Source organism: Neoroseomonas eburnea (assembly GCF_018129005.1).
Taxonomy (GTDB): domain Bacteria; phylum Pseudomonadota; class Alphaproteobacteria; order Acetobacterales; family Acetobacteraceae; genus Neoroseomonas; species Neoroseomonas eburnea.
Genome location: NZ_JAAEDL010000029.1, coordinates 37,053 through 62,234 on the forward strand (window position 1 = coordinate 37,053; position 25,182 = coordinate 62,234).

Sequence of the window (25,182 nt, forward strand, 5' to 3'; positions counted from 1 at the left end):
GTCAGGCCTGTGCTGGGGTCTCGCGCTGCGGCACCGCGGCACCGGTCGCGGCGATCTCGACCGCGGCCATCTGCGCGGCGTCCTGCGCCGCGCCAGACTTCGCGACCCGGCGCGGGTCGGTGTCGAGCGAGATGCCGGCCTCGTCGAGCAGGGCGTTGGCCTCGCGGATCATCTCCACCGCGGCGCGGAAGTCGTAGCCGAAGGCGCCAGCCGCCTCAGGCTGCGGCACGAAGCCCGCGCGGACCTGGGCGATCAGCGCGGTGGTGTCCTTCAGCGGATCGATCATCTCGTGCGCCGGGGGAACGTGGCTGACGCCGTCCGGCATCTCCGCGCCCCACAGTCCGAGCAGCCCGCCCTGGACGTGGAAGCGCTCCGCGATGGGGCGCACCAGCATGGGGATCAGCATGCCGTACTGCACCTGCTCGCAGAGGCGGCGGAACTCGATCTTGCCGGCGCGGAGCGAGGAGTAGTTCGCCTGGGTCAGGTCGCCGGAGACCTGGTCGTAGGTGAGGCCGGCACCCACCGCAGCAGCCTCGAGGGCGCGCCGAGCAAAGGCGGCGTGCGATCCGCCGCCGGACGGGTTCACCACCTCCACCGAGCCCATGCCGCGGCGATACAGGATCATGCCCGGCTCGAAGCTCTCGACCGCCCGGCCCTGCGCATCCCGTAGGAGGCCGGCGGCGGCGCCAGTCAGCGCCTCGTCGCCCTCCTCCGTCACCACGGCGGCGAGGCAGGCCTCGATCTTGGCTTTCATGAGCAGGGCGGCCTCGTAGTCGCCGAGGTCGCGCAGGCGAAGGAGGATGGGCGCGAGCCAGGAGACGTCGCGCAGCTGGCCGGGCCGGCGCTTGCGGTAGACGTGCAGCACCTCCGACGCCGGGATCCGCTGGCTGCTCTGCCAGGTCGCGCCAGGCAGGATCCAGGCAGCGCCCGGATGCACGCGGTGCAGCCAGTAGCCGATCGGCTCGCCCGCCTCGCCGAGGGCGATGCCCTGGATCGTCGGCACGCCCTCCACCACCCCGTTCCTTGCCGTGTCGAGGTGATCCGCCTCCAGCACCTGCAGCCGCAAGCCGATCGGGTTGGCCGGCGATGGCGGCACCATCAGGAAGCGCACGAAGCATTCGCCGCTCTCGACCACCGCCCGCATCACCAATGCTTGCAGGCCATAGAGGTCGAGCCGCCCCTCCGCATCGCAGGCGGTGCTCTCCGCCCAGCGCTGCCAGGTGCGGCCGTGGGCGTCGTCCGGCCAGCGGGTGGTGATGCCGGCGCCGATGGCATTGCCGGTCCAGAGATCGACAATGCGGCTGGCGTAGGGGTCGTTGCGCACGGCATCGCGTGCGCGGCGGGCGACCGTCGCCGCCGCCGTGCCGACCTCGGCCGTCGCGCTGCCGCCGGAGGGCGCCCAGGTCGAAGTGCGATGGTCTTGGGCGGCGGCATAGCCGCGCAGAACATTTAAGGCATCGCGGAGGCGGCGCGTCATGCGATCGATCACGCACCACCCCCGCGCGTGAAGCTCGCCAGCGTCATTGAAGGCCTCCGCGCCGCGGCCATCTCCGCACCGCGGAGCACCGCCAAGGCCCGGCCGAGTTCGTCGAGGCTGCGGTACTCGACGGTGCGCCCGTCGAAGGTGACGCGCGTGGTGCCACCGGTATAGGCCGCGGCCAGCACCGCAGCCCGGCTGCCGGCCGGCTGCGCCAGCGCCCAGGCGAGGACAGCGGGGTCCATCAGGAGGCCCGCAGCGTCGGCAGGGGTGCTGCGGCGTTCACGAGATAGGACAGACCGCTCGGCGGGTTCGGCATGATCGGCGCACCGGCCTGGTGGGTCAGCGCCGCGAAGAACCCGTTCTCGCTGCCGGTGGTGCCGCCGCCGGCCCCGCCATCCGCCGCGGCCGAGCCGAGCAGCAGCGTGTTGCCGCCGCTGAATGCTTGGGTGCTGGTGCCCCGCACCGAGGGCGTGCCGGAAAAGCACAGCAGCAGCCACCAGACCCCGGCCGGGATCCAGCGTGGCTGCGCGAAGGGGCAGAGCGCGTTGCCGGCAGAGGTGGTGTCGGCGTCCACTGCCGGCTCCTCGATGAGGCGCCCGGGATGCCCCGCTCCATCGTCAGCAGCCAAAGCCATGCGCAGGAGGCCCGCGGCGCCGGTCGTCACGCTCACCGCCATGGCCGAGAACAGCCCCGGCCGCGCGAGGACATAGGGCACGCAATAGAGCCGGTTCGCCGTCACCGCGACGGCGCCGCCAACGGCGCGCGCATGCTGCGAGGCGTAGAACCGCCCCGACACATAGGGCAGCATCGTCGGCGCCGGTGGCAGGTAGTGCTGGAACAGTGCGGTCATGCGAGCGGCCGGATACCGAGGGTGATTAGGCGTTCCGCCGCTTGATTCACTGGCGCGGCACCGAGGCCCGAGCGCAGCCGCAGCCAACGCCAGCCGAGCAGCAGCGTCGGCGGCAGTGTGAGCGCCCGGCCGGCGGCGACCGTCAGCACCACCTCGTTGCCGAGGTGGTCGTAGAGATCCGCCCACGCCGCGGGTTCGCCCTCGTCGAGCGAACCCTGCAGGGTGACTGGGGCGTCGGTCCAGGCGGCAGGGAGCAGCAGCAGGCAGACGCCGTAGCCGACGCTGGCGACGGGTCCGCTCAGAGCCTGGCCGGCGGCGATGCTGGTGCGCACCGGGACGATGGCAGTCATCATGATCTCCAGGTTCAGCGCAGCCAGCCACCACGCGGGGCAAGCCAGGCGCGAGGGCGGGTCGGCGGTGCAGCGGCGGACGATGTCTGCGCCGCCGCGGAGGATGATTCGTCGGCCGGCAGCGACAGCGCGTCGGCCATCCGCGCCCAGCGTCCCTCGCCCCAGCCATCCATGCCGAGCGCGGCGGCGGCCGCACGCGCATAGACGCGGCAGTCCAGCGCCTCATTGCGTTCGCGGGTCTTCACCCATTCGAGCCGGCGAAAGCCGTTGCGGCCAGCGCGTGCGACCAGCTGCTCGGCGGTGAGCTGCCGGCAGAACTCCTCCCCGGCGGCATGGATCGGCAGGTGCAGGAACCCGGCGGGGAAGGGATCCCCACTCTCTTCGGTCGGGCGATCGAGCTTCAGCCAGCCATAGGTCTCGGCCTTGAGGAAGGACGAGCCGACCGGCCAGACCTTGAGGCCGCCGAGCTTGCGCCCGTTGCGCCGCACCTCCGTCGCCGCGGGTTGGCCGATCGCGGCGCGCAACCCGTCCTGGCCTTTGACCGCGATGGCGCGGCCGGCACCGGCCCGCCGCACGAAGGCATAGACCTCCGCCGTGGTCATGCCGTCGCCGCTGTCGATCGCCGCCATGGCGATGGGCAGGCGATGGCCCGAGGCATGGCGCCAGGTCTCGCCCAGCAGCCGCCGGAGTTCCTCCCACACCGCGCCCTCGAACGGGTTCCCCGCCAGCACGCGGTGCTCGACCAGCCAGGACTGGCGGTCCTCCCCCCAGGCCCAGATCGAGGCCTCGAGACGGTCGCGCTGCACGTCGACGCCGGCGGTCAGGAGCAGGCCGCCCATCGGCACCATGCCGACCGGCCAGTGTTCGCGGCGGTCGTAGAGGCGCTGCCAGTCCGGCGCCTCGCCCGCCTCCTGCCAAGTCTCGCCGAGGACGGTGTTGCGGAAGGTCTTGATCGCCCGGTCGTCGCCCTGCGCGGCGAGCCACAGTCGGGCGATCTCCGACCACGGCATCCAGCCGGGCGGCGAGTAGAGCGCCGAGATGTGAAAGCCGACCGCGTGGGGATCGGTGGGCTCCGCGGTCGCTCGCCAGGCCCCGCCGGCCAGCATCGCCGCCTTGTGCTGTTCCCCGATCGGCGCGTCGCAGGCCTCGCAGAGGTATCGGGCGGTGTCGGGTTCGCCCTCATCCCAGACCAGTCGCTCGAAGCGCAGCCACTGCATCGCGCCGCAATGCGGGCAAGGCACGAAATAGCGCCGCTGGTCGGTGGCAAGGTATTCGCGCTCGATCCGCGACAGCCCGGCGATCGTCGGCGTGCTGACCAGCAGCATCTTGCGCCGCCAACCGAAGGTGCGCGCGCGGGCCTCGGCCAGTGCGATCGGATCGCCCTCGCCCTCGACATCGCCGGGATAGGCGTCGATCTCGTCGAGGAACAGGAAGCGCGCCGACATCGAGCGCAGGCCGACCGCGCTGTTGGCGCCGGTCATCACCAGCTGACCGCCGGGGAACTCCTTGCTGAGCTGGCGATTGCCACTGTCCCGCGACCGCGCCGGCGCGACCCGCTCACGGATCGCCGGCGTCTCCTCCACCAACGGATCGATGCGCTGGTCCGAGAAGCGCTTGGCCAACTCCGTGGTCGGCTGCACCGCCAGCATCGGCCCCGGCGCGTGGTGGATCACATAGCCGATCCAGTTATTGCCGCACTCTGTGCCGCCGACCTGGGCGCCCTTCATGAACACGACGCGCCGCGCCGCATGGGCCGGGGACAGCGCGTCCATGATCTCACGCAGATACGGCGTGCGCGCCGTGCGCCAGGGTCCCGGCTCGGCCGAGCCCCGCGAGCCGAGCAGGCGATGCCGGTCGGCCCATTCCGAGACCAGCAGCGCTGGCTCGGGCGCCATGCCGTCGCGCCAGGCCTGCAGGATCTCGGCGTCGCCGTCGAAGCGGCCGAGTTCCTCCAACAGATGCTCGCCCGCCATCACGACACCTGCACGCGGACGTCGTGGCGCGCGGCGAGATGCTGGCGCAGGCGGGTGTCCATCATGGTCTGCAGACGATGCACATCGACGCCGAGCTCGGCCGCCATCTCGGCGGCGACGCGGGCGGGCCAGGCGAGGATGGCGTCGCGCTCCTCCTTGGCGAGGCGATGCACCAGCAGCAGGGCGCGCGCCTTATCGACCAGCTTGCCTTTGCGTTCGTCGAGTCGCAGTCGGCGCTCCTGCGCCTTGAGGACCTCGTTCGCGGTGCGCGCGTCGTGGAACGTGTTCTGCGCGGCGCGCGGCAGCGGGTCGGCGGACTGTGGCACGGCAGCGACGGGCGGCGGCGGCGAGGGCCGGCGTGCTGAAGCCACTGGCTGCACCAGAGTCGCCGTCTTCCGGACGGGATCGCTGCTGTCCGCCAGCCGCGCCCGGACCTTCTCGACGTCCCAAGCGCCATCGGCTTCGGGCGCGATGCGGCCGGCGCGCTGCGCCTTCTGCAGCGCTGTGTGGGAAACGCCGAGGCGGCGCGCCACCTCGCGCTGCGAGGCCACGCGGCCCGGCTGCGCGGTGGCGATCATGATGTGATCGAGATCCCTCGAAGATAGCAATTGCCATCGCGGCGATGGCGCTTGGCTCAGCCCCCGCCGCAGCGCGAATGGTCCGTCACGCGCAGGGATCCCCTGCACCACGACGGAGAGCACGATGACCGACCGCGAAGCCCGCACCGCCCGCAACCAGGAAAGGAGCCTCGAAGCCTTCCTGCAGCAGAAGGCCCGCTTCGACGCGATGGTGGCGGAGCTTCAGCAGATGAGCGCGGATCACTTCGGGGCGGATGCAGAGGACGTCCTCTGGGGCAAGGCCGCGACGCTGGAACACTGGAACAGCCGGCTGGCGAGCGTGACGGACTGCTACTTCAAGCGCGGCGAATTCGCCGAGTAGCGCGAGGCAAACCCCGCCGCGGCCCCGACCGGCGAGCCGGCGGGGCTCCCGGCAGTAGGGGCCGACGGTCGGCGCCCGGAACCGGAGATCACCATCATGACCAAGCTTTCCGACAGCCAGCGCGTGATCCTCAGCGCCGCCGCGCAGCACGAGATGGGCTTCGCCCGCGCGCCGAAGACGCTGCCGGCGGCGGCGCGCAACGCGGTGTTCCGCAGCCTGATCAAGAACAACCTGCTCACCGAGATCAACGCGCCGCGGGAGCATGTCGGGCTCGGCTGGCGCCAGGATGACGACGGGACCTGGATCGTGGCGCGCATCACCGACGAGGGGCTGCGCGCCATTGGTATCGACCCGAACGAGGGCGGCGCAGGAGTCGGCGAGCCAGACTGCTCCGGCATCGAGGGCAGCGTGCCCGACACGGCGCCCACAGGCGCGGACGACGCCGCCGAGGAGGATGCCCCCGCGGAGGAAGCCGAACCTGCCCAGGGCGCGCCCACACCCGCCCCGCGCGCCAGCCTGCGCGACTCCGCCGCGGCGGTGCTGGCCGCCTGGGACGCGAGTCCGGCGCAGGACGCCACCGACAACCCGATCTCCCGCGCGATCGAGATGCTGCGCAGCAGCCTCGCCGGCAAGCCGCCCCGCGCGCCGCGCGAGCCCGGCGCCCCGCGGAAGCCGCGCGAGGGCACGAAGCAGGAGACGGTGCTGGCGATGCTCCGCCGCGCGGAGGGCGCGACCATCGCGCAGATCTGCGAGGCCACGGGCTGGCAGCAGCACACGGTGCGCGGGTTCTTCGCGGGCCTGAAGAAGCGCCAGGGCATCGAGGTGCAGGTGCTGGAGCGGGTTCGCCAAGTCGGGCCGAACAAGGAGGGCTCGAAGGGCTCCTTCACCATCTACCACCTGCCGGCCTGACGCGCGCAGCGCACGCGGATCACGCCGCCGCCCGCACCCCGCGGGTGGCGGCGACGTCATCGAAGACCCGCTCCTCCCCAGCGAGCACGGCAGCACGGCCGGTGAAGGCCTGCCAGCGCCGCACGGCGACATCGACATAGCGGGGATCAAGCTCCATCGCGTAGCAGATGCGCCCCGTCGTCTCCGCCGCGATGATGGTGCTGCCGCTGCCGGAGAACGGCTCGTAGACGGCGTCGCCGGGCGCACTGTTGTTCACGATGGGTCGGCGCATGCACTCGACCGGCTTCTGCGTGCCGTGCACCGTCGCGGCATCCTCGTCGCCGCCCGTGCTGATCGGCCAGAGCGTCGCTTGGTCCCGCGCGCCCTGCCAATGGCCGGTCGCGCCCTTGCGGACGGCATAGAGGCAGGGCTCGTGCTGCCAATGATAGTCGCCGCGCCCCAGCACGAAGCGCGACTTCGCCCAGACGATCTGGCTGCGGACCACGAAGCCGGCCGCTTCCAGGCTCTCGATCACGGTGCGCGCATGCACCCCGGCATGCCAGACATAGGCGACGTCGCCGGGGAACAGCGCCCAGGCCTCGCGCCAGTCGGCGCGGTCGTCATTCGCCACCTTGCCGGTACGCATCGTGGCCGACACGCCCGCCTCGTTCCGCCATTCCGGATCGTAGTTCACGCCGTAGGGCGGGTCGGTGATCATCAGATGCGGCTGGGCGCCATCCAGCAGCCGGGCCACATCGCGGGCACTGGTGGCGTCGCCACAGAGGAGGCGGTGCGAGCCCAGCAGCCAGAGGTCGCCGGGCCGAGCGACAGGAGCTTCGGAGGGCTCGGGCGCCGGAGCGTCGGGATCCCCGGTGGGTGCAGCCGGCGCATCTGACGACGCCTCGCCCAGCAGTCGATCGAGCGTCGCGCCGTCGAAGCCGATTAGCCCGAGGTCGAATTCATCGGTGCGCAGCGCGCGCAGTTCGGCGGCCAGCAGGGTCTCGTCCCAGGTCGAGGTCAATGCCAGCTGGTTGTCGGCCAGCCTGAAGGCCCGCGCCTGCGCCTCGGTCAGATGCCCGAGCCGGATCGCCGGCACCTCCTCGAGGCCGAGCGCCTTCGCGGCAAGGACGCGCCCATGCCCGGCGATCAGCACGCCTGCATCGTCCACCAGCACGGGCACGTTGAAGCCGAACTCGCCGATCGAAGCGGCCAGCTGCGCCACCTGCTCGGTCGGGTGCAGGCGGGCGTTCGCGGCATAGGGCGCGAGCGACGCTACCGGCATCATCTCGACGCGGAGGTCAGGCAGCATCGGAGAGACCCTTACCGCCCTGATCGGGCGTTGCCTGAAGGCTCGCGCGTGCCGCAGCGACGGCGTCGTAGTCACGCCCGTCGCCGTCGAGCGTGACGCTCAATTCAGGGAACAGCATGCGGTAGCGCGCGATGGCGAGGTCGACATAGGTCGGCGCCAGTTCGATCGCCCGCACCTTCCGACCCGTCCGTTGCCCGGCGAGGATGGTGGTGCCGGAGCCTGCGAACGGCTCGAAAACGACGTCACCGAGATTGGCATAGGTCTGCATGAGCAGTTCCGGCAGCGCGACGGGGAACACCGCCGGGTGCTCGGTCTCGATCCCTCGGCCCTTGTGACGGGTGATGCGCAGCACGCTGTCGGGGATGCGCATTTCCTGCACGGGGAGGCCGACATGGGTATAGGCCTTCACCTCGCCGTCGGCGGCGCGCAGCCCGCTGCCCTTGTTCGGCGTGCCGGCCCATTTGCAGGGCACGACCTTGTTCGCCTGCCGCGCCTCACGATTGAAGTGGAAGACCAGCTCGAAGGCCGGCGCGAGGCGGCCGTTCCAGTCACCGGGCAAGCCCGGGCCCTGGTCCCAGGCATACAGTCCGAAGCGCCGCCAGCCCTGCGTCCGCATCCAGTCGAGCCAGCTCTGCCAGTAGGGCTGCCATTCACCCTCGCGATGGATCAGACCGAGGTTCACCAGCACCTGCGCATCGCGCCGGAGCACGCCATCGAGATGCTGGAACACGCCCTGCATCAGCGCGTCCCAATTCGAGACGCCACCGGTGGTGTAGTCCCGCTGGTTCCCGTAGGGCGGGCTCGTGAAGAGCAGCGCCGCGCGATCCTCCGCCATGACGCGCGACACGCTGGAGCGGTCGGTGCTGTCGCCGCAGGCGAGGCGGTGCTCGCCCAGCAGCCAGATGTCGCCGACCCGGGCGACGACCTGGCGCGGTGGCTCCGGCTCCGCATCCGCGGGGTCCTCCGCCGGCTCCGCGGGTTGCTGGTTGCCAGGGGCCGGCTCGGCACCGCTGGCAACCGCCGGCGTCGGCAGGTTGCCGGCATCGGTTTCCAGCCCGGCCAGCAGCCGCTCGATCTCCGTCCCGTCGAAGCCGGTCAGGGCGAGATCGACGCCGCCCATCTCTTGCAGCTTCGCGACCTCGGCCGCGAGCAGCGCTTCGTCCCAGCCGGCATTCAGCGCGATGCGATTGTCGGCGAGGCGATACGCGGCCTTCTGCGCGTCGGTCAGGCCGGCGCGGACGATGGTTGGCACGGTGTCGAGGCCGAGGGATTTCGCGGCCAGCAGACGGCCATGGCCGGCGATGAGCTCGCCGCGCTCGTCGACCAGCACCGGCGCAACGAAGCCGAACTCGAGGATGCTGGCCGCGATCTGCGCCACCTGCTCGGCGGAATGCGTGCGCGCATTGCCGGCATAGGGCAGCAGCGCGGCGACCGCGCGCGCCTCGACGGCGCTCGCAGACCATGGGGCCTGGGGCATCTGCACCTGCGTGATCGTGGAATGGTGGCCGGCGCGGCTGGCAACGGCGCGACGCTGGCAACCTGGAAAACTGGCCTAGCGCTAGGAACCTCGCGCGCTTCCGCCCCCCGCATATGCCGGGCCCAGGAAGGACCCTGCGGCTCGCGAGCCACTGTCTCGATTGAGCGACGCTGTGGCTGGCGAGCCGCGGTGCAGAAGGCTGCACCCGCAATTCGTCATCGTGGGCAGAGTCTACGAGATGCGGATTCCGCTCCGCCAGCGGGTGAATTGTAACAGCGCAGCACGCTGCAGCAGCACCGCCGCTACAGCGTGTCGCGCGCCCGCTCCACCGCATCACGCGTTGCGACCAGCGCCGCTAAGGTGACGCCTGCCTGCTTCACCGCGGCTGCTTCGTCTGGATCGACGTAGGACACCTGCTCCTCGGCATCGACGACACCGGACGCCAGCTGCTCGTGCAGTTCGTCGAGCCGGGTCTTCACGTCAGCCGGATCGGCATCCACCTCACCAAGCCATTCGCCGATGATGATCTCGACCTCGCGGGCCATTCGGGTCGGCTGCACCCCGCGCGCCGCCATGGTCTGCAGACGCACGAGCGCCACATCGAGAGGGCGCATCGCCGCCCGCTGCCGTGCTGCCATGACCGTCCTCCTTCGTGAGCACGGTCTCTCTATCATGTTCTTGTATTGTTCTCATAGGGGCGATATGCGTCGGCATGCCCGATGGCGAGCCGCCCCGCCTCCCTCCGCCGTGGCTGAGCGTCTCGACGCTGGCCGCCGCGTGGGCTGCGCGGCGACCTCCTGATCCCTTCACCAGGATCGACACCAGCAAGGCGGTGCACGACGCCATCCTGGCCCATCATCCCGCCCTGCCATTCACGCTGATCGGCGAGGCCGCCGCCTTCGTGCTCGGCATGGAATGACGGACTCATGCCGCTCGCTGGGTCGGCACCAGCCCATAGGCCGCGGCCAGGACACCCAGTGCGGCGACAAGCATGCCCTGCGCCTGGGCGTGGCCAACGCTGCGCCCACCCCAGCCCTGGCGCAGCGCCCATTCCCGCACCGAGCATTCCAGCCCGACCACGTGCCAGGCGCAGGAGCCGGCGGCGCTCTCGAAGCCGCCCAGCGCCATCATGGCATGCGCGACCTGCTCGCGTGCTGCGACCTGGCGATCGGTGAGGGAATCGCCAGAACCGCCGGGAATGCGGATCAGCGGCATGGCACGCAGCTGATCCAGCGCCGCGACGCGGAACTGCCGGCGGAACACTGCGCCGGCGTCGTGCATCTCCTGCGTGATGGTGCCGTTGGCCAGCATCTGGCCGAGGGTGTCGACCGTGCGGCGATGCACCACCGGCAGGCCAGTCTCGGGATCGGCCTCGCGCATCGGCTCCCCCACTGGCCCGTGCTGCAGCCGCCATTTCGAGGGCATTGCCAGGTCCTCGCCCTTCGGCTTTGCGGCTCTGGTCCTGCGCTTACCGGCCATGGTGGATCTCCCCGTTGCGTCGGCCCCAGCGCCGGTTGGCCTCGTTGGTGATCGCCTGGCGCAGCCAGTCGTCGGTGATGTCGGCGACGGGCAAGGCGGCGACGCCGTGCCGATGCCAGGCGGCGGCGCGCATGGCGTTGACCTCCGTGTCGCTGGTCGGGCTGCGCGTGCCACGGTTGAGGCAGGAGCGGGGCGCCAGCGGTGCACCGTGCATGCTCATGTGCGGCCTCCCGCAGGCTCGGTTGCCCAGAGCAGAAGGGCAATGGCATCCGCCTCGTTGTCGTCGGCCGGAGCGAAGCCGCGGGCCTCGATGGCGGCGACCATCTTCGCCTTGTCAGCATTGCCGCGGCCGGTGGCATAGCGCTTGATCGTGCCGACCGGGACGCCCTCATAGGGGACCTCGTGTTCCTCGCACCAGGCGCTCAGCGTGCCGAGGAAGCCGCCGTAGATGTGCGCCGCGTCGGTGCCGGCATGCGCGCGGACTTCCTCGAACACGATCCGCGCCACGCCGCCGCACAGGGCGGCGACCTCGGCCAGCCATCCGCGGAAGCGCAGGAAGCGCATCCCGCCACCCTCGAACCGGGTCGGCTTGAAGGTCATGGTGCCGGAGGTGATTCCGCCGTCACGCGACCGCAGTGCCCAGCCGGTGGTGGTTCCGAGGTCGAGAGCGAGTACGGCGTGGTGCGCCAGGCTGATCGCGGGGGGGAGGGCGATAGGCGGGCCGCTTGCGTGCGCGGCGGGCATGGTGAGAGTCGCAACAGCCATGATGGTCTCCGAGAGGGGATGATCGTGGTGAGGGCGGCGACGGCGCGGTTCTTGGCGGAGCTCGCCGTCGTCGTCCGGATTCGAGGAACTGATCGAGGTGCCGGCGGCGCTCGGGCGATCGGGCCTCGACGCTGTTGGAGGCTGGCCGTCCAACCCCGTCCAACCTGGCTCGCCCAGGTTGGACAGGAATTTCCATTACTAATCAGTCGGTTGGCGTGATCCGTCCAACCTGTCCAACCTGCCGACCATCTCCTTAAACCCGTATAGGAGAATGTATGTCTGGCCAACCTACACCCTTCGCATATGGCTCTAAGGGAAAAGGTTGGACAGGTTGGACAACGACGGCGTGATGCGCGGAAAGTCCCAGAAGACCTGGACTTCCGGCTGTCCAACCTCCGCCGAGCAGGTTGGACAAGGTTGGACGAGGTTGGACAGCGGAGCCGGCGCGTCATGGCACCGGCATCCCGGGCGCCACGTATCGCCATTCACGAGGTGAGGTCCTCGTCCGATACTTCACCCACTTCCTCGCGCGGAAGAACGCCCCGATGCGCATCTGCTCGGCGCGCGTCCATTTGGCGGCCTCGATGCCGAGCGCCTGTTCAAGCACCTCGCCGATCGAGACATCGGCCAGCGCTTTCTGCCGTGGCACGTAGCGATCCTGCCAATCCTCGTGCTGCCCAAAGCCGACGTTGACCGGGCGCCTTTCGCACACCAGCCAGCGCTCGATACGCCCATCCCACGCGTCGCCCTGGTAGCGCTCCTCCTGCGCGGCACTAGCCTCGGCAACCATCGCCCGGTCTTCGATCCACCATGGTGCGCCGGCGCGATAGCGGACGACGGCCTCGGCCCAGAGCTGGTCGCGATCGCGACGCAGCCCGTCGAGGTCGATGTCGCCACAGCGCACCGGCCAGAAGCGCCGATTGCCGGTTTCATCGCGCAGATAGGTGTCCGGATTCACCGTTCCGGCGAGCACGCATTGCCGCGGCACAGTCACGACGTAACGCTCATAGGGAGGGCGGTATCGATCGGTCGTGCGGCTCAGAAAGGCCTTGATGCGGGAGACATCAGCCTGGCCCATCGCGTCGAGCTCGGCCATCTCGATGATCCACACGCCCCGCATCTGCTGCGCGGCGTCTTTCGATCCCAGCTCTGCAAGCTCGTCGGTGAACCAGGGCTCCGAAGCCAGCACCTTCAGCGCTGTTGATTTCCGGATACCCTGCGGCCCCTCCAGGATGAGCATGTGGTCGGCCTTGCAGCCGGGCTGCATGATCCGCGCGACGGCGGAGATCATCCACAGCGACGCCATGGCACGGTTCAGGCGCGTGTCGGCTGCGCCGAGATAGGTCAATGCCCAGCCATCGAGCCGCGGCGTGCCGTCCCAGGCGAGCGCACTGAGATAGTCCTGCACGGGGTGCACGCGGACATTGCGGGCCACCGCCACCACGCTGCGCCCAACGACGATGGGCGGGACGTTGATCTCATGCCGCTGCAGCCATTCGGCACAGCGTACGTCGTCCGCCTCGCCCCACGGGCGCGGCAGCGCGATCTCGGTGCCCTCCCAGGGCAACGGCCGGGCGATCATGATCTCCTGGCTGAACTCGTCGAATGCCAGTGCGCCGGCGAACGCGGGATCCAGGGATAGGGCCGTTATGACGTTGGCCTCGTTGCGCTCAGGGATGCCGCTGAGGTCGAGCCGTAGTAGGGCGGACCAGCGCGGTCGGATCGGCGCGGTGTGGACATCACCGGTGGCATTCAGCCGGCGGCGAAGCTCCGTTAGCTGTTTCTCCAGAATGGAGACGGCGATGCCTGTGGCGGACTTCACCGCGGCAAGGACCTGCCGTTCGGGCAGCGGTTCCAGCCGCGCCGTCACCAACCGGCCGAGCAGCGCCGACAGCGGCGCCATATCCGGTGGGTTCGTCAGCGCCGATGCCGCGGCGAGCATTTCGTCCAGCGTGGCGGTGCCAGCGGGCAGCGCGCCTGCCTCAGATGGAGATGCTGGTGCCGGCTCCGCATAGTTCTCGCTGCGCGCGCCCTGCCGCAGGTCATCGTTGAAGTCATCGCCATGCAGCGGTGCGACGATGCGGGAGGGAATGTTCGCGAGGTTCAGCTGATCGGCGAGCGTCGCCGCGGCCTGCATGCCCGGCAGGCCAGCATCGGCGAAGATGGTGACGTGGGTGGTGCCCTCCGGCCACCGCCACCGACGCAGCCCATCCGCAGAGAGCGCTGCCATGGTCGGCACCCCGAAGATCGCCTGGGCGGAAAGTGCCGTCTCGATCCCTTCGGCGACACCGATGCGGCCATCTGCGGGGAATGCCGTGAGCCGGACCGAGCCGCCGGCGACGGGCCCGAGCATCTTCTTCCCCGGCGGCGCCTTCGCCGAGCCATCGTCCAACAGGTAGGTGCGATGGATGCCGCCGGTGGCCTCGCCGGCGCCGTCGCGGACGATCGCTACCATCCCGGCCCAGCCGCGCTTGGTTTCGAAGTCCGGCAGATCGGGGTGGAACAGCAGGTCGGGGCTGTCCGGTACTGCCAGCCCTCGGCTGCGGAGGTACGTCTCAGCGACCGTGCCGGTCAGCGGTTGGCAGGCGCCCAGCAGGCGCGTGACCTCGCGACTGTGGTTCGGGCGGGGCTCTGGTGCGCGTGACGGTGGAGCAGGGAGATCCATCCGCGCGAGCCGTGCGGCCTCGTCGAACAACCGGGGCTCGGAGGCGCCAATGGCATGACGGATGATGTCGATCGGCCCGGCGCTTTCGCCCGTGGCATGGTCGAAGCCCCATCCCGCGAAGCGGCCCTCGAGATGGATGATGCAGGATCCCTCACCCCGCGGCGGCCGGCCGGACAGATCCGCGCAGCGCAGCGTCTTTCCGTCCGGCGCCCGGCGGGCACTCGGGAACAGCGGCGGCAGCCAGTCCCGCGCGGTGTCCGCCAGCCGCCGCCGCACCTCGGCCAGGTCATGCCGGAGCGGCGGTGCGCCCGCGTCGTTCAGATCGATCAGCACCAGGGTCATGCCAGGATGACCAGCCCCTGCTCGGCACGGGTGATCACCGTGTAGAGCCAGCGCCGGCGGTCGAGCTCGGTGCGGCCGAGACCATCGTCCCAGACCACCACGTTCTCCCACTGCGAGCCCTGGCTCTTGTGGCCGGTGATGGCCCAGCCGAAGGTCGCCTCGGTGAGCATGCGCTTCGATTTCCAGTCGCGATCGTGGCGCTGCTTGTCGAAGGCGAGGTGATCCTCGAAGTGGCCCTTGTAGATGCGCAGCCGGCCGCGGCTGCCGTCCTGCTGCGGCGGGCCGATCCGATTGCCGTCCTCGTCCGTCACCACCGCCGAGAAGTAGAGGCTTCCCTCATCGACCACGTCGTCGAGGGTAATGAACATGCCGTTGATCAGGCCGAGGTCATTCTGGTTCTTCAGGCAGATGATCTTCTCGGCGGGTCCGGTCGGCAGCATGCCCGGCCCGAAGCCCGCGGCGCGGCGCATGGCATTGTTCAGCTGCAGGCGCGTCGCGTTCATGCCGCAGATCACCTGGCCGCCGCGCAGCGCCTGCTCCGGCGAGACATCGCCCTTGCGCATCTTCCAGACGTGGCTGTCGTACTGACCGAACGCGATCGCCTCGCCCTGCCGCGCCATGGTGGCGAGGCGGATGATGGCGCTCTCCTCCGCCTGGCGGTGGATCTCGGTGAGCATGATGTCCGGCGCGTCCTTGGTGAAGGCGCCTTCGCCCTGGATCGGCGGCAGCTGGCCCGGATCACCGAGCACCAGGATCGGCTTGCCGAAGCTCATCAGGTCGCGCGCCATCTCCTCGCCGACCATCGACACCTCATCGAGCACGATGAGCCTGGCATGGGCGGCATCGCTCTTGGAATTGAGGGCGAAGCGTGGGCGCTTCATCTCGGCCACAGCCTGGCGCATGGCCTCGATGCTGGCCTGGGCGGTGGTGCGGTCGAAGCCCGTGAGGTGGCGGGCGGCAGCGACGGCCTCATCGATCTTGAGCTCCGCGGCCTCGACCTCCTCCTCGGTGGCCTCGATGACGGAATAGATGAGGCTGTGGATGGTCCGCGCCGGCGTGCCTTTCCGGCGGAGGACCAGCGCCGCCTTGCCGGTGAAGGTGGCGGTCACCACGCCCGGCGTGCAGGATTCACCATCCTCATCGCTGCGCTGGTGCTCGAGGCCGAGCTCCTCCAGCGCGAAGCGCAGCACGGTCGACTTCCCGGTGCCGGCATAGCCGAACAGGCGAAAGACCTGCTGCTGCTCGGTATCGTTCTCGAACCAGTCGCGGATGGCAGCGATCGCGCGATACTGGGTGTCGGAGGGCGTGATGCCCGTCATGCCGCCGCTCCCAGCTGGACCTGGTAGTCCTTCACCACCCGGCCGCGGGAGGGATCGCCGACCTGGCATTCGCGGACGAACAGACGGCGGCCGTCCTGGAGCATCCGCCAGTGGCCACGCCGGATATGCCAGCGGGGCGATGCATGGGAGCCGCGATGTGCCTCCAAGGCCGGCGCGATCACGGCCGAACGAATATCGGCGACGTGGTACTTCCAGCCGCGCAGGCCGGCCTTCGCGAGGGGTGTCCGGCGCAGCCGCGACAGGCGCTGCTCGGTGAGCAGACCCGGGACCGACAGGACACCGAGCGCGCGCCAGACCATCGAGGACGCAACCTCCAGGTGCATCTGTTGCTGCGCCGGAGCCTCCAACCGGGGATGGGCAAGCGCTCGTGCCGAGCCATCTGGCAGGAACTCGATATAGGAGAGCACATCTCCCCAACGCCGCTGCTCCGGATCGAAGCGGAAGAGAAAGCTCTCGACGCCGGTTCCGATCTCTCGTGCGTAGGTCGCCAAGCAGGCGCCGGGATACTCCTGCTCAGGCACCTCGAAGATGCAGTGCGGGTGCGGCAGCTTGAGGCTGCTTTCCAGGTTCCTGATGGCAAGCTGCTCGATGTCATCGTCATTGAACCGCGCCTGATCTGGGAAAATGTAGATCGGCGCGGCAGCCGCCTCGTGAGCGACGATGGGACGCCAGAGGCGGTGCTCGTGCTGGAGGATGTGGCGCATTAGGCTGAACGCGAACGGCGTTGTGCACGAGGGCGCGGCCTGCATCATTGAGCGTTCTCCCAGCAACGAGTGGCGTAGGGACAGAAGCGGCAGAGGTAGAAGTCGCGTGCCACGGCGATGCGCGGCGGGAGCTCGCCGGCTGCGGCGGCGCGCAGAATGTCGACGGCCCGATCCGAGAGGCGCTGGGCCTCGTCCGGCTCGAAGGGCACCACTTCATGGTGCAGGGCGAGCGTGTCGCGGTTCAGCGCGGTGAGCAGCGCGACGTCCAACTCCAGATAGGCCATGTAGAGCTGCACCTGGGCGAAGTAGATCGGCTTCGACAGGCGCAGCCCGCGCTTGACCAGATCGGTCCAGGACTTCTGACCGAGCGCCTTATGCTCCCAGAGGGACGGCCAGCGGATGCCGACATCGGGCCCCGCCACGATGACGCCGTCGGCATGGCCCCGCAGCCTATCGCCCGCGGCGGCAAAGCCGAACTGCTCGCCATCGGCGCCGCGATCGCGCAAATCGAAGCCCGCCTGCCGCAGCCAGCGGATCGACAGCGCCTCGAACTGGTGCCCGGCGTCGAAGATGCGGAGGATGCCGCCGTCGAACTCACGGTCGGCATCCTTCGGCGTATGGGCAACTTCGTAGACCAGCTTGCGGGCGCAGGGTTCGCCAACCCGACTGCCGCCGAGATAGTCACGGGGGATCTGCCGGCGATGGCGCGCGACCAGCGCGGCATCGAGATGCGCGTTGATGCGCGCGGTGGCATCCGCACCGATGGCGGTGGCACGGCCGTAGACCAGGCCGGATTGATGGTTGAGGTCGAGGATCATGGCGCCCTCAAAATGGCAAAGGGTCATCGAGCGGATCCCGCTCGGCAGCCTGACGCTGCATCGAGGCCTGGAAGCCATCGACGCAGGCCTCGATGATGCGGTCGATCTCCGCGGCGCTGCGGTCGTGGAACGGCGCCATCAGGTCCAGTTCCACCAGCACCTCAGCGAGCGGCCGGCGCGCATCCTTCACGGCGCGCGTCTCCATCGGCGTCTTGTCGATCACGCCGCCGCTCCGCCGTGCCAACGCGCTTCCGGCCTCGCAGCAGCGCATCGAGCAGAAGGACAGCTTCGGATGAATGCCGAGACGAAGCTCGTGCACATAGCCGAAGCCCTTGGCCTCGCGGCTGCAGACCGCGCAGGTGAGGCGGCGGACCTGGTCCGCTGGCGTGCAGCCGAGGAGCGGTGGCAGGGTTGCGGCCGCGGGGCGCGGTGTCGGCCGCGCCCCTGCCCAGCGTCGTCGGGCCATGCCGCCATCAGCCGTTCAGCCAGGCCGGGCCGCCCGAGGCGGGCGCGGGAGGCGGGGCGGGCGGGGCCGCCGCCTGGGCGGGGGCCGCGGACGCCGAACGCTCCCAGCTGCGGGCGGAAGTGGCAGGCGCCTGCTGCGCGGGCGGCGTGGCCCAGGCCGGCGGCGTGCTGGCCGGGCTGGAGGAGGCGGTCGGCCGTGCCGCCCGGTGGCTGGGCGAAGCCGGCACCGCCTCGCCATCCATGATACGCCGGTACTCCGCCTCACCCGGCAGCACCACTCGATCAAGCCGGTTGCTGTCGCTGTACCGGGAGTCGCTGGCGGGCTCGACCCGGACCTTGGCTGCGAAGGTGATACCGTGCAGGTCCGCCAAGCCCCGCAGCACTCGCTTGGCCTTGGCCGCCTCGCTCATGTCCTGCGGATCGAGGCCGAGGGCGCTGTCGATCATCGCCCGGAAGATGCCCTTCGAGATCTTCCAGCCGATCGAGACACCCTGCTCGTCGACTTTGCCGCCGACGACGGTGAAGGTCTGCCAGAACTTGCGACGGATGTGCGGCCCGGCCACCACCGTGAACTCGCAATCCAGCATTCGGACGTCGCTCTCGGGGTTTCGCGCCGGCTTGAGCAGACCGCGATCCACCTCGCCCTGACCGTCGAGGCCGCCCTTGCGGATGGCCATGGTCACCTTGGCGAAGCTGCCATCGGGAATGAGGTCGGAGCCGCGCGGCAGCTCGGCATCGTTCATGTCGTACATGGGCATCACCCCTGGGCGCTGGTGTGGGCGTTGATCTTGCGAAGCAGGGCGGCGAGGTCGGCCGGCTCGGTCTCATCGAGGCGACCGGACCGATCCTTCGCGGGCAGCGCAAACGCATTGCCAGCACGGCAGACCAGCCGGCGTTCCGTTCCGCGCTCCGGGTCGTAGCGCCAGGCGTCACTTTCGCGGCTGAACAGCCCCATGGAGACGACCTGATCGACGATGCCGGGCAGTTCCCGCGCGGCCTTGCCGCCTTCCATCTGCGGCTGCCAGGTCACCTTGCCGAACTCGTCGGTGACCTTCTCCAGGATGCCGACCATGATGGTGGTCTTGCCCGGCGCATGCTGGAGGTGCTTCAGCAGGCCGATGACTTCGCGCGCCAGCAGGCCATAGGCGCCGCGGGTATCCGGCTTGCCGGTCTTTTCCGAGAAAGCCTCGGGTCGCAGCTTGGCCCAGGCCATCGCCTGGCGTGTCAGATCGGTGATGCTGTCCAGGAAGACGATGGACTTCCCGGCGAGCAGCCGCACCAGGTCGGGATGGGCCGCGGCGAGATGTTGGTAGTGCCCCTCCGAGAAGAAGCCGTTCGGATCGGCGGCCGGATTCACGCCGCCGACGAGACAGGCGATGTCGATGGCGTCCTCGAAGCAGCGCACGGGGATGCTGTCGCCGGGCCAGTCCTGGACCGACTTCATCCCCGCCTCGAGGTCGATGCAGATGGTCTCGGCCGGCGGCAGGGTCTTGAGCTGGGTGGTCTTGCCGACGCCGCTGGGACCGAACAGCGCCAGCGTGGTCTTGTTGGCCGCGCGCGAGAGGCGTTCGTCGGCGGTGACGATGCGTAGCGCCATCAGCCGATCCCCCCGGTGAAGGGAATGGCGATGCCGCCGTCGCGCAGCTCGCGTTCGGTGCAGATGGTCAGGCGGTAGGTCGGCTTGCCGGTGCGCACGGTCCGCGCCGGCTCGAAGGCATTGCGGATGCGCTCGGGCCAGGCGGCATAGGCGCGCTCGGCCACCTTGAAGCTGACCTCGACGTACTCTCCGGGATCCTCGCCGCCGGCGCGGATCTGCTCGGCGAGCGCGGCCAGCCGGTGCTGGTCCCATTCGACCTTCTTAGGAAGGTCGGCCGTGACCTCGACGTTGCCGTCCTGGAAGCGGACGGTGCCGGTGTCTTTCCCGGCGGCAGCGCGGGCGCCGATGGCGCGCTGCTCATAGCGCATGGCGATGGCGCCCTGGATCCAGTCGAGCGCGCGCTTCGCGATGTCGAGCCGGGAGCGCGCCTCCTCCTGCAGCAGCGCGAGATGCTCGGCCGGCAGATCGATCACCTTGCCGATCGGCAACAGGCGCATGTCGTCAATCGTCGGGTGGTTGCGGCGGGGGGAGTCCATCACGCCGCCTCCCGACCGAGCAGGTCGGCCAGCACGTAGCCCGCGGCGCTGCGCGCGCTGCGCGGCCGCGGCCGGACGATCAGCAGATAGGCGCAGCGCCCCTCGGCGACGCGGCGCTGCACGAGATGACCGAGGCCAGCCTCCGCCATCGCCCAGACGCGGCGCGCCACTGCCTCGAGATCCTCGCGGCGCTCGGGCGACAGCTCGGTGGCCACCTTGTCGCGATCGCGGGCGAGCAGGCCGATGTGATAGACGATGGCATCGCCGGGCGACGCATCAGCGTAGCGATCGCACAGGCCATTCTCGGTCAGCACGACGTCGAGCAGATCCTCCAAGTTCAGCAGGATTTCGGTCGACAGCATCTCTGGGGGTGTGAAGCGCACCGGTCGGCTCTCCCTCTCACGCAAGGTCGTCATCTGGTTTCATACGGATCAGCGAGAATCCGTTCTCACGACCTCGACGCGGTGAAGGCGGAGGGATGCGCGCCCGCCGCACGGAGCCAGCAGCGGAGATCGGCAAGAGCGCGATAGAAGGTCGCGGACGACACCCCGCTCGCGTCACGCGCATCAACCACGTCGCGATGCGCGACGATCAGGCCGAGCAGGGCCCGCGAAGCACCCGGCAGTTCGATGGCGGCGCTGCGTAGCGCGATCGGCAGGTCGGGATCGAACCAGGCTGCCGGGAGCGTGCTGGCAATGCCGTGGCCGTCGTTGCCGTCGAGCGGAACGGTGTCGATCGAGGCCGGCGCCCGCGCACGATCGATGACCACGTGCTGGGCGAGCAGGCTGACAAAGGTCGACCAGGAGGCCCGTCTCGAATCGTAGCGGTCGGCTGCCGCGACGATGGCGAGCAGGATGTCCTGGGTCAGGTCCTCCCGATCCGCGCGACTCAGACGCCGGTGCCGGGAGAAGCGGCCGGCATGGTGACGGGCTGACGCCAGCGCCACCCGGACACGATCATTGTCCCATTCCTGGGGATTCTCTGCCTGTCGGGACTGTTGCTCGGGCACGGTGCGGATCCTTGGCTGAGGCGATTGCGACGACCTCAGGCCAGCACAGCGCTCCCCGGTGCGACGAGGGCGGAAAGGTGCCGAATGGGGCGGAAATGCCCCCGATCGATTTCCGCACCGATGTTCTTTCAATGGGTTAGATGCAGACCGGCGCCCCCCGGCGCTCGCGAGGTGCCGAATTCCGATTTGCGCACCACCCCGGCAAACGACTGCTGGACGCCGCCTGGCATCAGAACATACAGTGAACACACGCGTTGCCGAAACGTGGCTTCCCGAGGACCGCACTCCTATGACACTCACGATCGACTATGCCTGCCGACCGGAGAGCGGGGCGCCACGCTCGCTCACCGTGGCCGCCATCCGGGCGGTCGCCGGGCAGGTGCGTCAGCAGATCCCGCGCGAGCCAAGCGAATTGGCCCTATCTCTCCCCGCGTTGCTCGAGGTCAGTCGAGACGTGGCCGTGAACGGGCGCCGGCTGCTGGTGTCCTGGGACATCGCGGGCGCGCTGCAGGACGAGATGGGCCGGCCCGTGCTCGGCCTGTGCGACACCGATCCCGACGAGCCGGGTTGGGCTTTTCTCGCGGTCAACGGGCCGATGACCGCCCATCGGCCAGATCTCGCGCTCAGCACCGCCGCGCATGAGCTTGGGCATCTGCTGTTCGACGTGCCGGCCGCGCTGGACGACGGTCCGCGGCGCTATCGTGCCGTCGCCAGTTCGCCGCAGGCACTGGACCGCGTGGGCCGCGGTGCTGAGGGTCGGGCGAATGAGTTCATGGGGGCGCTGTTGGCGCCACCGGTGCCGCTGCACACGCGGTTGCTGGCCCATGCCCGTGGCGAGGGGCTGCGTTTGGCGCGTGGACCACATCAGGGCCGGTCGGGCAGCCCCGTCCTTGCCTCCGGCAACCCACCCGACGCCGTCGCCGGTGTCATGGCGGCCCTCGCCGGAGATTTCGGCGTGTCGGAACGGTTCATCGCCGTGCGCCTGGCGCGCTACGGCCTCATCCAGGGAGAGGTGTGATGGCGTTTGGGGCAGCGGTTCGCGCCCGGCGCACGGAGTTGCGCATCGGGCTCAATGACATGGCGGAGCGGATGGGCATCTCGCCCGGCTACTGGTCGCGCGTCGAACGGGAGATCGAGAAGCCACCCAGCGACGAACTCGTGCAGCGCGCCGCGGCGATCCTCGGCATCCAGCTCGACGACCTGTTCGTGGAGGCGCAGCGCCTGCCGCCTGATATGCGACGGGACATCGGCAAGGTGGTGCTCGCCTATCGGCGGATGCGCCCATTCGCCGCTGGCTGAGGAATCTGACATGGCGACGCGGCCCAAACACAAGCGCTTCTTCAGCATCGACGACGTCGGCGCTCATTTCGGTCTGTCGCTCGTCGACATGGGGGTCATGGCGGCCGAGGGGCAACTGCGGCTCAGTGTCCCGGTTGCTGGCCTGCGCGTCGAAATTGGCGAGTGGGAGGAGGACGGTGATGGCCATGGGTTCAGGATTCCGGCCGGCTTTCGCACACTGAATGGCCTGGTCGATCTCTACCCCGTCGACGGCTGGACCATCTTGCGCAACGGCACCGGTGTCGTGCACGCGCTGCCGACGGAAGGTGCTGGGTATACGAGCATCGAAACGGGCAACCCGGATCAGGAGGGCCTGCTGGTCACGCGCGACGAGCTCGGGGTGCGCCGCGAAGAATGGCGTCGCCTCGAAGCGCAGGACGGCGATCACGAGGCGGACGCGCCTGTCCTTTCTCGCCGCGGGGTACAACCGACCCATGATTGGGATGCCGCAAGGCTGGAAGCGTGCCGGCTGTTCTATTTCGAAGGGGTGCCAGAGTCCCAGGCAGCCCTGATCCGCCACATGCAGGCCTGGTTCGCGTCCAAGGGGCTCAAGGTGCCCGATGACAGCACCTTGAAGCGCCGCCTTCGCGATGTGTGGGCGATGTTCGGACCGGAAGCGAAGAAGCGCGCCGCCTGATCATCACGTGCTGCGCGATGCCGTGAGAACGACGCCGCGCAGATCCGTAGATAAGGGGCAGGACGATTGTGGATCGCCATGCCTCCCACACCGATCAATCATCACCTTGCACCCCACCTCCGCGAGGTCTGCGACCTCCTCGCGCGCGGCATTTTGCGGCTGCGCAGCCGCGCTGCCGAGGATCTCGCCCGTGATTCCACGCAGGTCGAGGCTCGCGGAGACGTTCGCCTACACTCGACCGCCCGGCAGCGCCGTCATGCGAACCCCAGGAGAAAGGGAGTCGCATGACCCGACGATCGACCAGCAAGGTGAAGCAGCAGGATGCCGCGCCGCCGGCGCCCACCGTCCCGAAGATCCCGCTGGCGCAGGTGCTGCCGCGCCTCGCCGCCCTCAAGACGGCGCCGATCGCGCAGTTGAAGCAGCAGTGGCGGGAGTTGTTCGGCAAGGAGCCGCCGCCGTTCAGCCGCAGCTACATCACCAGCCGGCTCGCCTACCGGATCCAGGAACTGGCCTATGGCGGGCTGAAGCCGGAGACTCGGGCGCGCCTCGAGGCGCTGGGCGAGCAGCTGGACGGCGGCAATGTCGTGCTGCGGCGTATCCGCGCCGACAGCCGGCCGCTTCCGGGCACGCGGCTGATCCGCGAGCATGACGGCGTCCAGCATGTCGTCACCGTCCGGGCCGATGACTTCGAGTTTGAGGGGCGGCCGTATCGCTCGCTCTCCGCCATCGCGCGCCACATCACCGGCACGCGCTGGAACGGCTGGACCTTCTTTGGGCTGAAGGGGAGGGCGGGCGCATGAGCCGCCGCAAGCTCCCTGCCGATGGCACCATGCCGGCGACCACGAAGAAACTCCGTTGCGCCGTGTATACCCGGAAGAGCACCGACGAGGGCCTCGACAAGGAGTTCAACACCCTCGATGCGCAGCGCGAGGCCTGCGAGGCCTATGTCGCCAGCCAGCGGGTGGAAGGGTGGACCCTGGTCAGGGATCACTATGACGACGGCGGGTTCAGTGGCGGCACCCTGGAGCGCCCTGCGCTGAGGCGCCTGCTGGCCGACATCGAGCAGGGGCTGGTCGACGTCATCGTCGTTTACAAGATAGACCGGCTGTCTCGATCGCTGATGGACTTCGCCAAGCTGGTGGAGACGATGGAGGCGCATGGCGTCACCTTCGTCTCCGTCACGCAGTCCTTTAACACCACCACCAGCATGGGCCGGCTGACGCTGAACATCCTGCTGAGCTTCGCGCAGTATGAAAGGGAGATCATCGGCGAGCGCATCCGCGACAAAGTGGCCGCGTCGAAGACGCGCGGCATGTGGATGGGCGGGAAGGTGCCGCTTGGCTACGACGTCGTCGACCGGAAGCTGATCGTGAACGAGCCAGAAGCAGCGCGTGTGCGCCGCGTGTTTGAGTTGTTCGTCGAGACCGGCTCGGGCGTCGAGACGGTCCGCCGCCTGCAAGCCGAGGGCATCAGCAGCAAGTCCGGCAAGCTGCTGGACAAGGGAGACGTCTACAAGGCGCTGAACCTGCGGACCTACATCGGCGAGGTGGCACACAAAGGGAATGTCTATCGCGGTGAGCACGAGGCCATCGTACCGAGGGAACTGTGGGACCGGGCGCATACCGTCCTGCAGGTGAGCCCGCGAACTCGGGCCGCGCAGAACCGGCAGCACGCCCCGGCGCTGCTGAAGGGGCTGATCTTTGGCATCGATGGTCGCGCGATGTCGCCGACGCATGCGGTGAAGAATGGCCGGCGCTACTGCTACTATGTCGCCCAGCGGGTGCTGAAGGCCGACATGGTCGTGGATGACCACATCGTGCGGCGCGTATCGGCCGCGCAAATCGAGGGCGCGGTGGTCAGCCAGGTCCGCGCTCTGCTGCGGCAGCCGGAGATCGTGGTCGGCACCTGGCTCGCCGCTCGGCGCGAGGCGCCAGACCTGACGGAGCGTGAGGTCCAGGACGCGCTGCGCCGGCTCGATCCGCTGTGGGAGGAGCTGTTTCCCGCCGAGCAGGCACGAATCGTACGGGCGCTCGTGGAGCGGGTGGTGGTTGGGCCTGGTGGCGCCGACATCCGGCTGCGCGTCGAGGGACTGGCCGGGCTGGTCAGAGATCTCGGCACATTCGCACCCGAGGAGATCTCTGCGAAACGCGCCTGATCGTTTGTTGGAGGTGTGGGAGCGGGCTGGAACGGGCGTTGGCGATGGGTTTTGCGCCGCGGCAGT

General features: G+C 69.5%; 30 protein-coding genes. 8 read left to right on the plus strand and 22 right to left on the minus strand.

Going from position 1 to position 25,182, the window contains the following annotated elements:
- Position 1 precedes the first annotated feature (1 nt).
- From GXW74_RS22530 to GXW74_RS28140, 6 genes are read right to left on the minus strand one after another with little or no spacing between them, the layout of a single operon-like run.
- Positions 2 to 1,477, minus strand: coding sequence for a phage portal protein (locus GXW74_RS22530; RefSeq protein ID WP_211848843.1), 1,476 nt, complete (start codon positions 1,475 to 1,477; stop codon positions 2 to 4).
- 8 nt (positions 1,478 to 1,485) lie between these two features.
- Entirely contained in the window at positions 1,486 to 1,722 is a 237-nt protein-coding gene (locus GXW74_RS22535; RefSeq protein WP_211848844.1) for a phage head-tail joining protein, read from the minus strand.
- Positions 1,722 to 2,330 (minus strand): hypothetical protein, encoded by a 609-nt coding sequence (locus GXW74_RS22540; protein ID WP_211848845.1) that lies wholly within the window; start codon positions 2,328 to 2,330, stop codon positions 1,722 to 1,724. Before GXW74_RS22540 ends, GXW74_RS22535 begins: the two co-directional genes overlap by 1 nt.
- Positions 2,327 to 2,680, minus strand: coding sequence for a hypothetical protein (locus tag GXW74_RS22545; RefSeq protein WP_211848846.1), 354 nt, complete (start codon positions 2,678 to 2,680; stop codon positions 2,327 to 2,329). Before GXW74_RS22545 ends, GXW74_RS22540 begins: the two co-directional genes overlap by 4 nt.
- A 14-nt stretch (positions 2,681 to 2,694) precedes the next feature.
- Complete coding sequence (locus GXW74_RS22550) at positions 2,695 to 4,653, minus strand: phage terminase large subunit family protein (RefSeq protein WP_211848847.1); 1,959 nt, start codon at positions 4,651 to 4,653, stop codon at positions 2,695 to 2,697.
- Positions 4,653 to 5,231, minus strand: coding sequence for an elements of external origin (locus GXW74_RS28140; protein ID WP_246523891.1), 579 nt, complete (start codon positions 5,229 to 5,231; stop codon positions 4,653 to 4,655). The genes GXW74_RS22550 and GXW74_RS28140 overlap by 1 nt, the downstream gene beginning before the upstream one ends.
- Before the next feature lie 124 nt (positions 5,232 to 5,355).
- On the opposite strand from GXW74_RS28140, the gene GXW74_RS22560 reads away from it, so the two are divergent.
- Both GXW74_RS22560 and GXW74_RS28145 read left to right on the plus strand, forming a co-directional pair.
- The gene (locus GXW74_RS22560; protein WP_211848848.1) at positions 5,356 to 5,592 is read left to right on the plus strand and encodes a hypothetical protein; all 237 of its coding nucleotides are present in this window, start codon (positions 5,356 to 5,358) and stop codon (positions 5,590 to 5,592) included.
- 96 nt (positions 5,593 to 5,688) lie between these two features.
- Positions 5,689 to 6,501, plus strand: a complete 813-nt coding sequence (locus tag GXW74_RS28145) for a DUF3489 domain-containing protein (RefSeq protein ID WP_246523893.1) — start codon at positions 5,689 to 5,691, stop codon at positions 6,499 to 6,501.
- A gap of 19 nt (positions 6,502 to 6,520) precedes the next feature.
- Here GXW74_RS28145 and GXW74_RS22570 read toward each other — a convergent pair whose 3' ends face one another.
- From GXW74_RS22570 to GXW74_RS22580, 3 genes are all read right to left on the minus strand, one after another.
- Entirely contained in the window at positions 6,521 to 7,789 is a 1,269-nt protein-coding gene (locus tag GXW74_RS22570; RefSeq protein WP_211848849.1) for a site-specific DNA-methyltransferase, read from the minus strand.
- Positions 7,779 to 9,266, minus strand: a complete 1,488-nt coding sequence (locus GXW74_RS22575) for a site-specific DNA-methyltransferase (protein ID WP_211848850.1) — start codon at positions 9,264 to 9,266, stop codon at positions 7,779 to 7,781. Before GXW74_RS22575 ends, GXW74_RS22570 begins: the two co-directional genes overlap by 11 nt.
- A 302-nt stretch (positions 9,267 to 9,568) precedes the next feature.
- Entirely contained in the window at positions 9,569 to 9,904 is a 336-nt protein-coding gene (locus GXW74_RS22580) for a hypothetical protein (protein WP_211848851.1), read from the minus strand.
- Positions 9,905 to 9,978: 74 nt separating this feature from the next.
- Between GXW74_RS22580 and GXW74_RS22585 the strand changes: the two genes are divergently transcribed.
- Positions 9,979 to 10,185: a hypothetical protein gene (locus tag GXW74_RS22585; protein ID WP_211848852.1), complete on the plus strand. Its 207-nt coding sequence runs from the start codon at positions 9,979 to 9,981 to the stop codon at positions 10,183 to 10,185.
- Between the two features lie 5 nt (positions 10,186 to 10,190).
- Here GXW74_RS22585 and GXW74_RS22590 read toward each other — a convergent pair whose 3' ends face one another.
- From GXW74_RS22590 to GXW74_RS22650, 13 genes are all read right to left on the minus strand, one after another.
- Entirely contained in the window at positions 10,191 to 10,691 is a 501-nt protein-coding gene (locus GXW74_RS22590; RefSeq protein WP_246523898.1) for a hypothetical protein, read from the minus strand.
- A gap of 43 nt (positions 10,692 to 10,734) precedes the next feature.
- Complete coding sequence (locus GXW74_RS22595; RefSeq protein ID WP_211848854.1) at positions 10,735 to 10,965, minus strand: hypothetical protein; 231 nt, start codon at positions 10,963 to 10,965, stop codon at positions 10,735 to 10,737.
- Positions 10,962 to 11,510: a crossover junction endodeoxyribonuclease RuvC gene (locus tag GXW74_RS22600; RefSeq protein ID WP_211848855.1), complete on the minus strand. Its 549-nt coding sequence runs from the start codon at positions 11,508 to 11,510 to the stop codon at positions 10,962 to 10,964. Before GXW74_RS22600 ends, GXW74_RS22595 begins: the two co-directional genes overlap by 4 nt.
- A 448-nt stretch (positions 11,511 to 11,958) precedes the next feature.
- The gene (locus GXW74_RS22605) at positions 11,959 to 14,517 is read right to left on the minus strand and encodes a VapE domain-containing protein (RefSeq protein WP_246523901.1); all 2,559 of its coding nucleotides are present in this window, start codon (positions 14,515 to 14,517) and stop codon (positions 11,959 to 11,961) included.
- On the minus strand, positions 14,514 to 15,836 hold the full coding sequence (locus tag GXW74_RS22610) for an ATP-dependent DNA helicase (RefSeq protein ID WP_211848856.1): 1,323 nt from the start codon (positions 15,834 to 15,836) through the stop codon (positions 14,514 to 14,516). Before GXW74_RS22610 ends, GXW74_RS22605 begins: the two co-directional genes overlap by 4 nt.
- Positions 15,833 to 16,609 (minus strand): hypothetical protein, encoded by a 777-nt coding sequence (locus tag GXW74_RS22615; RefSeq protein WP_211848857.1) that lies wholly within the window; start codon positions 16,607 to 16,609, stop codon positions 15,833 to 15,835. The genes GXW74_RS22610 and GXW74_RS22615 overlap by 4 nt, the downstream gene beginning before the upstream one ends.
- Positions 16,606 to 17,379: a hypothetical protein gene (locus GXW74_RS22620; RefSeq protein WP_211848858.1), complete on the minus strand. Its 774-nt coding sequence runs from the start codon at positions 17,377 to 17,379 to the stop codon at positions 16,606 to 16,608. Before GXW74_RS22620 ends, GXW74_RS22615 begins: the two co-directional genes overlap by 4 nt.
- A gap of 7 nt (positions 17,380 to 17,386) precedes the next feature.
- Positions 17,387 to 17,845, minus strand: coding sequence for a DUF6511 domain-containing protein (locus GXW74_RS28150; protein ID WP_246523902.1), 459 nt, complete (start codon positions 17,843 to 17,845; stop codon positions 17,387 to 17,389).
- A 7-nt stretch (positions 17,846 to 17,852) separates the two neighbouring features.
- Positions 17,853 to 18,596, minus strand: a complete 744-nt coding sequence (locus tag GXW74_RS22630; RefSeq protein WP_211848859.1) for a hypothetical protein — start codon at positions 18,594 to 18,596, stop codon at positions 17,853 to 17,855.
- A 5-nt stretch (positions 18,597 to 18,601) separates the two neighbouring features.
- On the minus strand, positions 18,602 to 19,441 hold the full coding sequence (locus GXW74_RS22635) for an ATP-binding protein (protein ID WP_211848860.1): 840 nt from the start codon (positions 19,439 to 19,441) through the stop codon (positions 18,602 to 18,604).
- The gene (locus GXW74_RS22640; RefSeq protein ID WP_211848861.1) at positions 19,441 to 19,977 is read right to left on the minus strand and encodes a hypothetical protein; all 537 of its coding nucleotides are present in this window, start codon (positions 19,975 to 19,977) and stop codon (positions 19,441 to 19,443) included. Before GXW74_RS22640 ends, GXW74_RS22635 begins: the two co-directional genes overlap by 1 nt.
- On the minus strand, positions 19,977 to 20,393 hold the full coding sequence (locus GXW74_RS22645; protein WP_211848862.1) for a hypothetical protein: 417 nt from the start codon (positions 20,391 to 20,393) through the stop codon (positions 19,977 to 19,979). The genes GXW74_RS22640 and GXW74_RS22645 overlap by 1 nt, the downstream gene beginning before the upstream one ends.
- A 32-nt stretch (positions 20,394 to 20,425) precedes the next feature.
- The gene (locus tag GXW74_RS22650; RefSeq protein WP_211848863.1) at positions 20,426 to 20,986 is read right to left on the minus strand and encodes a sigma factor; all 561 of its coding nucleotides are present in this window, start codon (positions 20,984 to 20,986) and stop codon (positions 20,426 to 20,428) included.
- 289 nt (positions 20,987 to 21,275) lie between these two features.
- Here GXW74_RS22650 and GXW74_RS22655 point away from each other — a divergent pair, with 289 nt between their 5' ends.
- The 5 genes from GXW74_RS22655 (at position 21,276) to GXW74_RS22675 (ending at position 25,116) form a co-directional block, all read left to right on the plus strand.
- A complete protein-coding gene (locus GXW74_RS22655) occupies positions 21,276 to 22,004 on the plus strand; it encodes an ImmA/IrrE family metallo-endopeptidase (RefSeq protein ID WP_211848864.1) in 729 nt (242 codons plus the stop codon).
- Positions 22,004 to 22,285, plus strand: coding sequence for a helix-turn-helix domain-containing protein (locus tag GXW74_RS22660; protein WP_211848865.1), 282 nt, complete (start codon positions 22,004 to 22,006; stop codon positions 22,283 to 22,285). The genes GXW74_RS22655 and GXW74_RS22660 overlap by 1 nt, the downstream gene beginning before the upstream one ends.
- A gap of 10 nt (positions 22,286 to 22,295) precedes the next feature.
- Positions 22,296 to 22,961, plus strand: a complete 666-nt coding sequence (locus GXW74_RS22665) for a hypothetical protein (protein WP_211848866.1) — start codon at positions 22,296 to 22,298, stop codon at positions 22,959 to 22,961.
- 284 nt (positions 22,962 to 23,245) lie between these two features.
- Positions 23,246 to 23,761 carry a DUF2924 domain-containing protein gene (locus GXW74_RS22670; protein ID WP_211848867.1) on the plus strand — a complete coding sequence of 172 codons (516 nt, stop codon included), beginning with the start codon at positions 23,246 to 23,248 and terminating at the stop codon, positions 23,759 to 23,761.
- Entirely contained in the window at positions 23,758 to 25,116 is a 1,359-nt protein-coding gene (locus GXW74_RS22675; RefSeq protein WP_211848868.1) for a recombinase family protein, read from the plus strand. The genes GXW74_RS22670 and GXW74_RS22675 overlap by 4 nt, the downstream gene beginning before the upstream one ends.
- The last annotated feature ends 66 nt before the right edge of the window (positions 25,117 to 25,182 follow it).